10 protein-coding genes are annotated in these 14226 nt (G+C 62.1%); 4 read left to right on the top strand and 6 right to left on the bottom strand.

Features of this window, described 5'->3' with window-relative positions; translation table 11 throughout:
• Positions 1-46: 46 nt before the first annotated feature.
• Both ABD002_RS16410 and ABD002_RS16405 read right to left on the bottom strand, forming a co-directional pair.
• The gene (locus ABD002_RS16410) at positions 47-2368 is read right to left on the bottom strand and encodes a M9 family metallopeptidase (RefSeq protein ID WP_343793010.1); all 2322 of its coding nucleotides are present in this window, start codon (positions 2366-2368) and stop codon (positions 47-49) included.
• A gap of 499 nt (positions 2369-2867) precedes the next feature.
• Positions 2868-3557: an AraC family transcriptional regulator gene (locus ABD002_RS16405; RefSeq protein ID WP_343793008.1), complete on the bottom strand. Its 690-nt coding sequence runs from the start codon at positions 3555-3557 to the stop codon at positions 2868-2870.
• 897 nt (positions 3558-4454) lie between these two features.
• Between ABD002_RS16405 and ABD002_RS16400 the strand changes: the two genes are divergently transcribed.
• Positions 4455-5906, top strand: coding sequence for a hypothetical protein (locus ABD002_RS16400; protein WP_343793006.1), 1452 nt, complete (start codon positions 4455-4457; stop codon positions 5904-5906).
• A 95-nt stretch (positions 5907-6001) separates the two neighbouring features.
• On the opposite strand, the gene ABD002_RS16395 is transcribed toward ABD002_RS16400, so the two are convergent.
• The 4 genes from ABD002_RS16395 to ABD002_RS16380 form a co-directional block, all read right to left on the bottom strand.
• On the bottom strand, positions 6002-8392 hold the full coding sequence (locus tag ABD002_RS16395; RefSeq protein ID WP_343793004.1) for a TonB-dependent siderophore receptor: 2391 nt from the start codon (positions 8390-8392) through the stop codon (positions 6002-6004).
• A gap of 121 nt (positions 8393-8513) precedes the next feature.
• Positions 8514-9530, bottom strand: a complete 1017-nt coding sequence (locus ABD002_RS16390; RefSeq protein ID WP_343793002.1) for a FecR family protein — start codon at positions 9528-9530, stop codon at positions 8514-8516.
• Positions 9527-10045 (bottom strand): RNA polymerase sigma factor, encoded by a 519-nt coding sequence (locus ABD002_RS16385; protein ID WP_379988443.1) that lies wholly within the window; start codon positions 10043-10045, stop codon positions 9527-9529. Before ABD002_RS16385 ends, ABD002_RS16390 begins: the two co-directional genes overlap by 4 nt.
• Before the next feature lie 29 nt (positions 10046-10074).
• Complete coding sequence (locus tag ABD002_RS16380; RefSeq protein ID WP_343792998.1) at positions 10075-11238, bottom strand: VirK/YbjX family protein; 1164 nt, start codon at positions 11236-11238, stop codon at positions 10075-10077.
• A 628-nt stretch (positions 11239-11866) separates the two neighbouring features.
• On the opposite strand from ABD002_RS16380, the gene ABD002_RS16375 reads away from it, so the two are divergent.
• The 3 genes from ABD002_RS16375 to ABD002_RS16365 all read left to right on the top strand — a co-directional run bounded on the left by ABD002_RS16375 (position 11867) and on the right by ABD002_RS16365 (position 14161).
• Positions 11867-12592, top strand: coding sequence for an AraC family transcriptional regulator (locus ABD002_RS16375; RefSeq protein ID WP_343792996.1), 726 nt, complete (start codon positions 11867-11869; stop codon positions 12590-12592).
• A gap of 639 nt (positions 12593-13231) precedes the next feature.
• Positions 13232-13837, top strand: coding sequence for an alkaline phosphatase family protein (locus ABD002_RS16370; RefSeq protein WP_343792994.1), 606 nt, complete (start codon positions 13232-13234; stop codon positions 13835-13837).
• A 63-nt stretch (positions 13838-13900) separates the two neighbouring features.
• Positions 13901-14161, top strand: a complete 261-nt coding sequence (locus ABD002_RS16365; RefSeq protein ID WP_343792992.1) for a hypothetical protein — start codon at positions 13901-13903, stop codon at positions 14159-14161.
• Positions 14162-14226: the final 65 nt, after the last annotated feature.

Below are 14226 nucleotides of genomic sequence, written 5' to 3'. Positions count from 1 at the left end.
TCAGGGCTCCGCCCTGAAAGCGACCGCAATTTGCGCAGTTGCGCAGCTATTGGAATTGGACCTGGATGCTGACGCCGCTGTAGGACGGATTGGCCTTGAGCATCACGTAGTAGTAGTCGCCGGTCACCGCAGGGTTTTTCAGAACGATCTGCTGGCTGGTACCGGGCAACACGGAACTCGCGTCGTAGGTGGTGTCGTTGGGCCAATTGCTGGCTCGGACATAGAGACCCGCGGTGCCCGTGCCATCGTGGGTCATGAACGTGATCGATGTCGTCCCCGCCGGGATGAATACGGCGTACCACAGCACGCTGGTCGAACTCTGGTTGCTGATCTGGCAACCGTTGTCGAGCCGGCCTTGCGCTTTCTGCGGGCATTCCGGCAGCGGCTCGAAGCCGTTCTGGAAAATCGCGTCGACCGGATTGGTCCCGCCGCAGCTCGACGTATCACCGGAATGCGCGCTGATGCAGGCGAGAAAACTCGGCCAATCGGCGTCATGCGAGGTCTGCGCACCGGCGAGCCAGGTGCGATAGCCCGCGTAGTTGCCCGGCCGGAAATATCCGAGTATCGAATCGATTTCGTCGTGGTGGCGCTCGAACATGTAGCGCACCGACAGGTAGCCCCAGCGATACACCAGCTCCCGGCCGCTGCCGTAGGTGTTGTCGAACACCTGGCTGAGCTTGAACTGCGCCGTGCCGGCGTCGGCATCGGCTTCCGGATACACCATGCCGCGGAAGCTGTAGGAGAAATATTCAGCCAGGCCCTCGATGTACCAAACCGACGATCCCGGCAACGTCAGCGGGTAGTCGGAGAATCCACCGTACATGTCGAACCGGCCGTCGAGGTAGTGCACATACTCGTGGGTGAGGTTCCAGATCTGGAACGGTTGCAGCCATTCGGCGACATAGCACAGGAAACGAGCCTGGTTGGCGGGATTGGACGGGTCGCCCTCCAGATAGATGCCGCCGTTGTTGGTGTTGTTGCCGAAGATCACGCCCGAATAGTTGACATAGTCGGAGCTCGACGCGAACACCACCATTTCCAGGTTCGTGTTGTTGTCGTTGGCAACGGGTTGATGGTTGGTCTGCATACGGTCGTGGAAGTAGATCTCCTCCTTGCCGACCTTCGCGCAGGTCTGGTTGATCTGGTCCTGGGTGAGCGACTGCGCGCGCAGCTTCAAGGTCGGGCCGCACTGATAGCTGATCGGCAGCACGGTCTGCGTCAGCTTCTGCACGAAATCGCACAGGCTGAAATAGCTGCAATGCGCCTGGTCGTAGTACAGCGTGACATCGGCGGTACCGACATAGACCGACGAGCCCGGCCCGGTCAGGCCATAGGCGTTGAGCACGGCCTTGACCTTGGGTTCCAACGCGGTGAGCAGCGGATCGGGATATTTGAGGAACCGCGCCAGTTCGCGACCGGCGTTCGCGATCAGGTATTCGTTCGCCGTTCCCGCCTCGGCAGCGTTGTTGCTGATGAAGGACGCCAGGCTGTCGGTGATCGACGGGTCGCTCTGCACCAAGGCCTGGAAATCGGCGTTCTGATGTCCCCTGAACAGCACGTTGAACAGATTGTTGGTCGCACTCATCATGCTCGCATAGGCGTGGTAGCTCGCGTTGTAGCGACCGAGCATGGCCTTCACCGTGCCGAGCTGATGCGCGTTCTCGCCGGCGCTGTCGATCAGGGTGACGAATTCGCTGAGCACCTGGCCGTGATTGTCGTTGACGTCGGCGAAATGGGCGTTGGCGACGAACGCGTCGAGTGCCGGCCGGATTGCGGTCGCCAGTGCGGCGCCGTAGCTGCCGACGTCCGCGCTGTCGTTGAACTGCACGTAGTAGCCCGCTCGCAGGAAGGTGATGACCTGCAGCGCACTGGTGCTGTTGTCGCCGGGATAGCCTGCCGACAGCGACTGCAGCGCATTGGCCATCGTCACCATCTTGCTTTCCACAAACGTTTGCGCGGCTGTCGTACCGGTGATCGCATACAGGTTGTTCAGGCAATCGACCGTAGAGCCCTTCACCAGGCTGACCAGCGCCGAGCCGCTGGCAGTGGCGAATGGGGCGACGTCGCAGCTTGCCGCTGGTGCGGTCGTGCTCTTTGCCGTCGTAACAAGGGTGTAGCGCGCCTGCACTAATTTTCGTAGATCCTGCGGACGGTCGTAGTCCTGCCGCAGGGGCTCGCGCCATGCCGACTGCGGCGGCCGATGCGCTGCGTCGAGCGGGCTGGTCTGAACGTGAGGGCTGTCTGCCAGGTCGGGACCCGATGGCGGGAGTCCAGCGGCGAGCGCGCTGCCGGACAGCCATGCCAGACACATCATGATGACGAGCAGCCGCGAACGGCGGCCCAGCACTAAGGTACGGGTGACGCTCATTTGCTATCCCCTTGGATCTGGTTTGGAACTGCATCCGACTTCGTCGGGCGATTGACCGCTTCTTTCGTCCGCGCTCAACGGTTTACCTCGCGCTCTTTCGAATCGAGTGCGATGAATGTTTTGCGGACAGCGGCGGCGTGACGACACCCTAGTACCGACGTCCACCGGAGGTCTTGGCTGTAACGTTCGCTGCAGCGTCGGGATTTGCGCAATCAGACAGTTTTGTGTCAGTGCGGAGACTGGCGACGCCTGGGGGGCGGCTCGCTTCAAATACCCGTGGTTTCCGGAACGAACGATCGTCACGACGGTGCGCTCCGGATCAGGCGCGCTCCCGCGAGGCGCTCGTCTTCTCGTATCGGACTCGATTACTCGCGGGGCCCCATTTGTCGAACCGATCCTGCCAGTTGCCCCATCAGGCACGCGGCGGCGACCGTTCCGCTGAGCCAGTGCTGCGCACAGACGCAGTTCGGGAGTCAGCCCGCGAGGAAGGTAGAGACTTCTACATCCAACGCCCTTCGCGTACGAACAATCGGTATTGCCGCGGTGTGAGGCCGGTGACCTGGCGAAACTTGCGCGATAACCCGCTCTGGTCGCAAAAGCCCGTCACATGCGCGATCTCGGCGATTGGCTGTTCGCTCTTCGCCAGCATCTGCGCCGCTGCGCTGACCCGAGCCTTGATCATGTATTGCGCCGCCGAAAGATGAAATATCTTCTTCATCCTTCGCTCAAACTGTGCCAATGACAGCTCGCCGATACGCGCGAGATCCTCCACACGAAGTGCTTCGGCAAAATGATCGAGCAGGTAGTCGATCGCCCGCGCGAAACCAACATCGATCAGGCCCGCGCGGCTGGGTTCGACCAGATCCTTGGATATGCAGGCGAGGCCGATGATGTGGCCGTGATGATCGCGCAGAGGTTCTTTCGTGCTCAGGCACCATCCTGAACTGCGGTCCGGATACAGGGTCAGATCAAGGTTGTCGACGATGGGCTTGCCAGTGCGAAACAAACGCTCGTCCTGACGCGTGTAGCGTTCCGCCATCGGTTCCGGAAACAAGTCGAACGCACTGCGACCGAGCGCTTCGCGCTTGTTCGACAGCCCGCAGCGCTCCACGCACGCTTCGCTCATCAGCACGTAGCGCCCGCTGCGATCCTTGATGGAAAAAACGATATCGGGCAGACGATCGAACAACGCCTCGACGTACAGCGGCGAGGCAAGGCGCTTCATGAAAGTATCGCGCCATGCGAACAGCTCCGTTGACATGCGGGACTACCCCAATCGGACAATTTTGCGGATTTCGATGCAAAGGTGACTGGAACGACCAAGATCGGCCGTCGCGCCACTCTTACCATCGGCTTGGAGTACCACTCGCCCGCTCGCGCTCCGCATCTGACGCCGTGCTGCGGAGCACTGTCGAGGACTGCCGACGCCGTTTGACGATACGCTGATTGAACGCAACGGGTAAAGGCGGTGTCATCACCGCGTGCCAGGCCGCAGCGAACCGGCCGGGGCAGGTTCCGTATTGCCCGAATGAACTCGGCTTTCGTGAGAGCCTCGATAGACGTGTGCGCATTCGCCGACATCGTTGCTCAGGATATGCAGGAATGCTGATCAGCGATTGTCGCTCGTCGGCAGCCCTCGCTACGGCTGCCGTCCTCATTCATTGCAGCCAGACTCGAAGCCGTCAGGAAAGGTCTGAACAAGTCGGCCTGATTGTGGTCAATCCTGCGCGCTGTCGAACCTGCGACCGACGCGACGAACGTCGCTGACCCAAGCCTATCCTGACAACGCGCGCGAGAACCGGTCCCGCCGCAACGCCATGTTTCAAAATTCGTTCGCTCATACGTCTTGTCGTATGTACTGAGCGAACGTGGCCATGGTGTGAGTGAAAGGCTCGAACAAATCCGTCGACCGGCGCTCCGAAGCCGCGAGCGGAGGCTGCCAGCAAGCAGCACAGCCGGAGCCTGGCGCCCTGGCCGTCTCCCAATTCCGCCTCAATTCGACGTCTGGCGCGGTCACGAAACGCTCGCCGGACTCGATGAACGTCACGCGGGCAGAAACTCGCTTGCCCCGATGGGCGAGGATTGCATGTCTTATCGGCATGTGGCCCGTGCGCCCATTTGGACCAACAAGGGGCATGTGTCGGCCGCGGCGGGTGCGCTGGCCGCCGTGGTGTTTGCCAAGTTCCTGCTGCTCCTCCTCGATCCGCAAATACGCCTTTTCATGGGCGACTCGGCGACCTACCTGTTCAGCGCAGTCAGTCATGCAACACCTCCGGATCGGTCGTTCACCTACCCGATGCTGATCGGCGAGACGGCGGGCCGCTCCGGCTCGCTGGTCTCCCTGTTGCTCGCTCAGACCGTGTTCGGAATTGCCGCGGCACTGTGCCTCCACTTCACGTTGCGCACTGCCTTTGGAGTCCGCGGTTGGCTTGCGGCTCTCGCCGCGGCGGCACTGGCGGTCGAACCGAGTCAGCTGTTTTACGAACGCATGGTGATGACCGAGACGACCAGCAGCCTATGCCTGCTCGGGTGCGTGACGCTCACGCTCGCCTACCTGCGTGACGGCCGTCTGCTCTGGCTGCTGGCCTGTGCGATGCTCGGCACCGTAGTGGCCAGCTTGCGGGTCGGCCTGGTGCCGGTCGCGCTCTGCCTTGCACCCTTGGCGCCGCTGCTGGTCGCCCTGCTGCGTGGACGTTCCGGAGTGCCCACGCCTGGCCACGCGCGCCTCGCGATCCATTTTCTTGTCGCCGTGCTGGCGACCGGCATCTGCCACCACGAATACAAGATCTGGTACGGCGCGCGCACGGCCAGCGCACCGGCCTACCTGCTCGATGCGGGGGTCTTCCGCCTCGGTCTGGTCGTGCCGCTGCTGAAACCCGAGCACTTCGCCGGCACCGGTGTGAGCCCGGCGATCCTCGACGAAGTACGCATTCCGCTCGCCAATCCGCACAATCGCGAAGCGCATATCTGGACACCGGGAGGTTTGATTTCGGTGCTGCGTGAACACGCCGGACTGCGAACGCGCGAGGTCGCGGCGATGCTGGCCGAGCACGCCATCCACGACGACCCGATGGGCCTGGTCTCACTGGGGATCGTCACCTTCGCCGAGTATTTCGACCCGTGGCAGCGCAGCGAGCGCTTGCACAGTGATATCGGCTACGGCGAACCGCCGGGCGAACAGACGCTGGCTCTCCTGCGCGAACGCTTCCACTACGAAGCCGCCGGCGTCGCGCGCACGCCGACGCCGATCCTGCGTTATTTCGAGCAGGGGGCGCTGTGGCTGGTGATCTGCCTGTTCGCCCTGCTGCCGCTTGCTCTGACCATGCTGCACCTGCAATGGCGCGTGCGGCCCGCACCGGCGCTGCTGCTCGCCCTGCTCGCGGCGGGCATGGTTATCGGCGAATTCCTCTGCGCGCACATCATCTCGTTTCGCTACCTGCATCCGCTGCCGATGCTGTTCCTGATCTGCCTCGCGGCCACCGTCGACCGCCTGCTGCCTCGTCACGCACGTGCGTTGGAGATGCGATGGCCTGCGTGATTCGCGACGCTGGTCGTCATCTGCGCACCGCGCCATGGCACAAGACGGGAGATCTCCCTATCGACCGCAGCATGCTGCTGCTGCGCGTTTCACGTTCAAAACGTATAAGACCCCGTCAACAAAACCGTGCGTCGCCTGTAGAGGGGTACGAAGGTCTCGTCGAAATCATCGTCCAGCAAACGGTGACCGAACAGATTCTTCATCCCCAGCGTCAGCTGCCAGTCCCTTGCTCCGTAGGACACACTCGCATCCACGCTGACCTGACCCGGGTTGTTGAAAGTCACGCTGCCATCCGATGTCTGCCCCTGCGCGCGGCTGCGACCCTGGATACCGGCGCCCAACCCCCAGCCTCGCTGTGGCGTGCCATTCAACCAGTAGCTGGTCCACAGGCGAAAACGTTGCCGGGGAGCGCCGGTCGCCAGCGAACCATCATGGTTGTGGATGCGCGCATAGGCGTAGCTTGCGCTGACATCCATGCCGGGAGCGATCCGGCCGTTGAACTCCACCTCAGCGCCCTTGTTGGTTTGCCCGGGGCCGGGAATTCCGAAATAGGGAGGTTTCGGCGACACCAGGTCTGCGCTGTGATCAAGCATGATGCGGTACAACGACGCCGTCAGGCGAGCGCGACCCTGGAACAAGTCAAACCGGGCGCCCATCTCGATCTGTCGCGACAAGGCGGGCAGCAACGGACGGCCGCTTTGCCCGAGCACGGTATCGGGCTGAAAGCCGCTGGTCGCGCTGGCGTAGATGGAAACGCCGTGACCGAGCTTGTCGACAATGCCCAGGTTGGGCACCCAATGCGCCTTGTGCTGTATCCAAGGGGTCCCATCGGGGTGGCTGGTCGACAACTCGTACGTCGCCCGTCGCAGGGCCAGCAGCACATCCCATTGATCGCCCAGCTTGATCTGATCCTGCAGAAACAAGCCCGTGTCGGTGATCCAGCGATCCGCGGGAAGGTGTACATCGTCCGCGCGCTGAACGATCCAGCGCGCCGGCGGCAGCGGCCCCCCGGTGAAAAGGTTGTAGCTGCCATCGCCGATAGTGCTCAAGGCATCGTCGATACTGCCGATACGCGCGCGTGAGTAATCGAAGCCGACGACCAGAGCCTGTCGCACAGGACCCTGGTCGAACGTGCCCACGATGTCATTCTGCACGTTGTAGAACGCGTCCGAGTATCGATACAACTCCGCCGTGGCCATGACATTGCCCGATGGGTCAGGACTGCGCAGCAACCAATCCTGCACGCCAGCGGTTTCGCGCACGTATTGGCCGCGACCTCGAAACGACCATGTATCGCCGAAAGCATGCTCGAGCAGATAAAAGAACCGACTTGAGGCGAATCTGGAACGGTCCTGCGAATTGCCCAGCAGGAGATGGGAAGGCGAAGCCGAATCCACCGTATCGCCAAGCAATATCGTATGGTCAGGGATGGGTCGGCGATTGACGTTGCGCGCCACCCCCGCGATCAGCTCTGTGTTCTCGCCTTGCCAGCCCAGCGATGGAGCAACATAGACAATGCGCTGGCCGTGAGACCCCTGCGCTGTGCGATCGGATTGCTCACCGGAGAACACCAGCCGGTAGGTCAGGCCTCGGCTTGCGCTCAACGGCCCCGCCATATCGAGCGCTGCCTGCGTTTCACCATAGTCGCCCACGGAGTAGGTCAGCTTGCGGACCACTTCATTCTGCGGCTTCTTCATGACCAGATTGATCAGGCCGCCAAAATTATTGTTGGACGAAACGTCGCCAAGGATCGCCTGTGGTCCCTTCGGAATTTCGATCCGCTCCACGCCAATCAGCGGCGGGTAGTCGCCGACGCCGGCGATGCTGTTAGGCATGCCGTCGGTCATGCCATTGCCCGTACGGAAACCGCGTATCTGGAAAATCGGCAAGCCGATGGATCCGTCGAGATATTGCACGCCCGCCACGTTCTGAGCCGCTTCAGCCACCGTGCGCGCCTGCTGTGCGTCCATCAAATCACGGGTGACCACGCCTATGGACAGCGGTATGTCGACCAGATCGGTTTCACTGCGGGTCGCGCTGCTGCTTATGTCGGCCAGGTAACCCGAGCGGCCGAACAAGCCCATGGCATGCACGGGGGCGAGCACGGTGGGAGCGGCCGCTGTCGCGGCCTCGCCGGAGCGCGGGCCGATGGCGGGTGCAGGCTGCGGCTTCACTACCACGGTCCCGGCGTCGACGAATTCGAAGCCGAAGCCGGTGTCCTTCAGCAGTTCGACCATCGCAGCGGCGGCGGTGAATGCGCCATTCACTCCGCCGGAATGCAGATCAGCAATCAGTCCGCCGGCTGTGAGGACCTGCACATTCGCCCGCTTGCCGAACGCGATCAGGGCAGTCGACAGCGGCTGCGTCGGAATCGCGAAGACGAGTCGTGCCTGTGAGGGTTCCGGGCCAACCGGATTTTCCGCGCCCCAGACGAAGGGCGACGCGCCCAGGCAGCTGCAGGCAAGCAGCAGGGCAAATCGCCTCATGGCATTCAAGACCTCCGGACGAAAGCCGTAAGTCTGACATGCGCATGGACGGAATGGGTACCGGGCGCTGACCTGCGTTCAACACGCAGGCCCGCTCGCTCCATCCACTCCGAGAACGTTTCTAGCGAAGCTGAGTGCCCTTTGCTTCGGAGAGCGTCACCTCGCCAGGCGTCTGGCTGACCCGTAGCGGAAGCACCTGCGGCAAGGCGCCAAGCCAACGATCGATCGCGTCCGTCTTGATGACGCCCGTGAACGTCAGGGCTTCCAGATGGGCGTCGGCAATGCGTATCTGGCGCGAACTGTAGCGATTGATATTGGCAACGACCACGCCAAGCGGTTCATTGTTGAACTCGAGCCGATCGCTGCGCCATGCCGTGGCTTGCTCGGCGGTCACGCTGCCAACGGTAAACGCCGGAGCCGCCGGATCGTACGAAACCAGCTGGCCAGCCACGGCGTCAATCGAACTGCGCTGCGACGAGCCCGTGGCCCCCACGTTTCCCTCGACATGCACCCGTCCTTCCGTGACGGCGATCGTTACGCGGCCGCCGGTACGCCGTACGTCGAAGGCCGTGCCCACATCGCGAATGGTCAGCGGCCCGGCGGTGACCACAAAGGGTTTTTCCGTATCGTGCACCACCTGGAAAAATGCCTCACCCGCACTCAGCTCGACCTGGCGCTGACTCTTGCTGAAACGCGTTGCAAGCCTGGACGCACCGCCCAGTGCCACCCGCGTGCCGTCGGGCAGCGTAATCTCACGGTTCTCCGCTACTGCACTGGCATAAACCTGCTGTTTCACGCCTGGAGCCATCCAGTTCCAGGTCATGTAGCCGATCAGAATCAGCCCCGCCGCCAACCCCGCGGCCATGGAGAGCGAAAAGCGCGGTCGCGGCCGCAGGGTTGCCGGTGTCTGCGTGAACTCACCGAGAAAAGAACGTCGCGTAACGTCATCGAGCGTACCGAGCCGGTGGCCGAGATCCGTCACCTGCTCGAAAGCGTCCAGGTGACGCGTATCCGCATACACCCACTCCAGCCACTGCTGCATGACCTCATCCGAAACCTCAGGATCGCGCAAGCGCGCCCACCAATCGGCGGCGGTCTGCAGTACGGCCTCGTTCTTGTACGGTTCGGCCCTGGTCATCGCTCCATCTCCGGTTCGTCCATCCGCGCACGGCAATGGGCGAGTGCGCGGGTTACGTGATAGCGCGTCATGCGCTCGCTGAGTTTCATCGTTCGCGCGATCACACCAAAGTCGCGTCCTTCGATCACATGCTGCACAAAGGCTCGGCTCGTCTTGGCCGGCAACTCGCGCAGCGCCTCCCGAATGCCATGCAACTGCTCGATCGCGATGGCCTGGCGATCCGAGGGCGGGGCGGTAGGCGCCTCGGCCAGATCAGCTTCCGCCGCAACGCGATCGCGCACCTGGCGCATGCGAAGGTGGTCGATGGCCAGGTTCGAGGCCGTGCGGAACAAGTACGCTCGAAGGTCTCCGACCCGCTCCGGGCACTCCAGCGTAAGCAAGCGCACATAGGCCTCTTGTGCCACTTCCTGGGCATCGGCCAACGAGTTGAGCCGGCACTGGAGGAAGGCGAGCAACGCGCGATGGTGCTCCCCGCACAGCTTCTCGATCTGCGCTGCATAACCAGCCGACGTCATCGCGCCCAGGTCGCCATCGCCGACGTGTCTTAGCTTGTCCAAGATGCTTCCGGATGCACGTTATAAAACGATCGTCGAAGAGCTCGTTCCTCCACAGGCGCAATGAAGCTCCTTGGCGGCATCGTTCCCAGCGCGTCCGTCAGCAGTCGCTCCGACTCCACGCGCAGGGCCTCGCGTTTGCGAAACGCAGAACGATGATGGCTTGGAACATCCGCCTCGGTTTTTCGAGCGGGCGCAACGGGGAGCGCGAACAATCCGTCCTTGCGCACGTGACCTTTCTGCTCCAGCCAGAACGAATCGTAGTCGGCGTCAAACCTGCGCCGACGATGCCGCAACGGATGCACTGCGTTGCTTACCGCCAGGATGCGCCTGATCCTGAATTGTCCGGCAAAGGCATAGACCAGGGACAGCATCAGTTGCTTGGGTCGCATGCCATGCATATGGCGTGTAAGCGCCCGGACCCTCTCCTTGCTCTGCTCGCCCCCAGGCCCCTGCAGGCACCCGATGACGAGGGCTTGCCCGCCATCGATCACGGTGAAAACAATGCGGTACAGCGGCTGATCATCGGCGTCGTTGAGCTGGATGCACAGCTCACCCTCACACCCCTTGTCGATCGGTGGCCTGAGACAGAGCGTGAGCAGGCTACCATCCTTCATCGTCAGGGTGCCCAGCGGGGCATTCCCCTGCACATAGACCGCCTCGAACAGCTGCGATGGCAGGCATTTCAGCGCGAACCGATAGTGCGAAAGCAAGCCATGCACTCGCTGACGCCGTCCCCAGCGAGTGCTTACGAAGCGGTGTTGATGTCGCTCCAGCAGACGCGGATCACGATGCCGACAGGCCAACATCAACGGATGCTGGTGGACGAAGTTCACATACCGTCCATGCAGCAGCGGCATGCCCGCCGCACGGATGCCGTACTTGACGGCCGCGACGCAGCGTCTGTACGTGCTTCCGCGCCAGTCATGGCGGCCAAACAGGGAGCCAACGAAGCTCGATCGCGCGGAAAGGCGTAGGGCATTAAGAATATCCGCGCGATACATCGCCTCATGCGGATTCCCATGAGCCGTTGATACCGATGTTTCCCGGGCAGATGCCTGGCCTCCGGTGTGTCCAAAGGAACCGGCTGCAACGATGAGGTTGGCGCCTCCGTTCGCGAGTTCGGAGCCGTATCGATCGATGAATTTGTTCAAGGCGTTCCACTCACATCCTGGTCGTACTCTTTCCAAGACGTATGAGCGGCCCGGTTTTGAAATGTCCCGCGGCGGCGATCGCCGCACCACACCACGGAGTTCGACTCCCGCCGTAACTGCCCGGGCAGCCGATCGTCGACAGCCTCGATAGCGCACCATCAGCTGGACCGGACCAGGCGGGTTCCGCCGGCATTTCCAGATCGACAGGCTCATCCGTCTTGGTGGCATCACAATCATCGTGTGAGAGCTCGCCCATGGACGTGACGTATCCGGCCATAGGCCTGGAATTGTTCGGAGCCGGCCAGGCCTTTTTTCTGGCCGGCCTATGCTGACAAGCCTCTTCAGACTCGTCGACAAGCTGGGTCCCGGGATCGACACCGGTCGGCGCACGAAGCACCGCGGGGCCGCGGCGTTGCGTCACCGTCACGATTGGCCCGCCGGCTCCTTGCAAGGCGCTCATCAAGCACCTCGTGTACGAGCGGACGCAGCGTGCCGAAATGCGTAACATAGAACGTGACGCGATCGCCGGCCTGGCGTTTGCGGCCGGTTCGGCGTCGTGATTTCGTAAATCATGCTGGAGCGGTCGTTTTGTATGTCGACTGAGCTGCTCGACTGGCGCGATGCGTTCATGAAGCGCATTGCCTCGCCGTCGTTCGTTGAAGCTCTGTTCGATCGTCTTCCCGATATTGTCTTCTCGATCAAGGATCGCAGCGGACGCTACGTGGTGATGAGCGAGGCTTGCGTGGGGCGCTGCGGATTGACGAGCAAGCGCGACGCGATCGGGCGCACCGCATTCGACTTGTTTCCCGCGCCGATGGCGGAGCGTTACACGCACCAGGACGAGCAGTTGTTCCGGACCGGGCGGCCAATCGTCGACAATCTCGATCTCACGGTGTACGGGGACCGCTCTTCAGGTTGGTGCCTCAGCACCAAGGAACCCTTGCGCGACAGCGAGGGGCAGGTGATCGGCCTGGCCTGCATATCCAAGGACCTGGTCGAGCCCAGCAGGGCCGGCTTGGTCGACGTCAGCTTCGTCCGCGCCATCGATTATCTGCTCGAGCATTTCGCCGAACCGTTGTGCGCCGAGGATCTGGCGCGCATGGCGGGGCTTTCGCCCGCGCAGTTCGGACGGCGGATGAAGAAGATCTTCCATCTGACCGCGGCGCAATACCTGATCAAGACTCGGGTCGACGCCGCCGCGCAACGGCTGGTCAACAGTGATCAGACGATTGCGGAAATCGCGCTGGCAACGGGTTTCTGTGACCAGAGCAGTTTTTCGCACAGGTTCCGTCACACGACGGGTTTGACGCCAGGGCAATACCGGCAGTTTGTGCGGGACGGGCGCTGGATCTAAGTCCGAGAGCAACGGCTGGACGACGGATCAGAACCGTTCGGTATCGCCATGCCTGGCTTGATTCATCCGCCCAGCTTCGCTGTTCCGACGAGTTGTCGCACTGCGCAGCGGGGCCGTGCTCGAATTGTCAAGACTGCTTTCGAAGAGCGGGTACTCGATTCCGTCATACGGCATTCACATTATCGAATTCGTCGCGAGATTGCGCACGTCCTGAACAAGACCCGAGGCTCTCGCGAATCTAACCTGTTGCCGCTCCGTTGCGCTTGGCACATTGCGAAGCCCGGAGCGATTCGTCAGGCAGGTCGATGCGTCGCATTCGGCGCACTCCCGTCATGCCGTCGCTATGTCGGGATGGGCGCCGTGCGAGCAGCTGCGTTTCGTGTGGCAGAGTCATCAGCGAGTGCCTATGCGTGCTGCCGTGCAGTGCGCCGTGGACATTTATGGGCCCCGTGCAGCGCAGGGGCCAATTGGCTTGCCCGGTCTCGAAAGTCACAGCGCACGATTTCCAGGCCGCTTCCGGAGCCTTCCCGCAACCCCTTCCTGCTCCGGAAATCGGCTACCCAAGCCCGATGTTGATTTTCATTGCTGTGGTGTTGCTTTTTCATTTTCATTCTGTCGCTTTTCAAGAGGGACTACATGATGAAAGTGCACATCAGGCGATCCGTGGCGTCAGGCGCGGCCCTGGCCTGGGCACTGGGCCTGGGCCTGGCGAACGGCGCCTCACTGCAGACATCGATCGAAGCAGTACCCGCTGACCTCGCATCGAGCACAGCTGCTGCGTCGATTCCACGCTACGACCATGTCGTGGTGGTGATCGAGGAGAACACCAGCGAAAGCAGCGTCATCGGCAATACCACCGAGGCGCCCTACATCAACTCGCTGGCGACCACCGGCGCGAATTTCACGCAATCGTTCGCGATCACCCATCCGAGCCAGCCGAACTACCTCGCGCTGTTCTCGGGAGACACCCAGGGCGTCGTAGACGACAGCTGTCCGTGGACGTTCAGCACGGACAATCTGGGCCAGTTGATTGCCGCAAACCTCACGTTTGCCGGCTACTCCGAAACGATGCCGTCGGACGGTTTTACCGGCTGCAGCTACGGCTCGCACGGCAATGCGCGCAAGCACAATCCGTGGGTCAACTTCAGCAACCTGGCGGCGTCGACGAATCGAGCGCTGACCTCGTTCCCGACCGATTTCACACGGTCCCTGAGGCGGAGTCCGAACATTGTCCAACGCACCTGATCGCGACGAATCGACATTCGATCTTGCGGCTTCGGCGGCGGGATCGAACAGAGGCTTCTGATCATGCTTGACAACGATACCGACCAATTTGCTGTGGAACTTGTCGTACTCCTGCTTCGGGAAGGCTGCTCTGAGATGGGTGTGCCATTCCGCACCGTGTGGAAAAGGTTCGGCCTTCGGCGCGCCCGGGAACTGAATGTTGGCCGTGCTCGAGCGATCCAACAGGGCTGGATCGAGAAGAGCACCGACGGACGTTCGCTCATATTGACCGGGGCAGGATTTGCATCGGCCACTTATGCCGTGCTCTGCGTCGGCCCATCGTGACGGCGTGCGCGAAGCTGCACGCGTAGTAATGGCTATTTCAAAATCAGGTCACTCATCCGTCGAGG

This window comes from Dokdonella soli (genome assembly GCF_039523175.1).
Taxonomy (GTDB): domain Bacteria; phylum Pseudomonadota; class Gammaproteobacteria; order Xanthomonadales; family Rhodanobacteraceae; genus Dokdonella_A; species Dokdonella_A soli.
The sequence above is the reverse complement of the archived record's forward strand: the minus strand, read 5'-3'. Positions and strand labels throughout refer to the sequence as shown.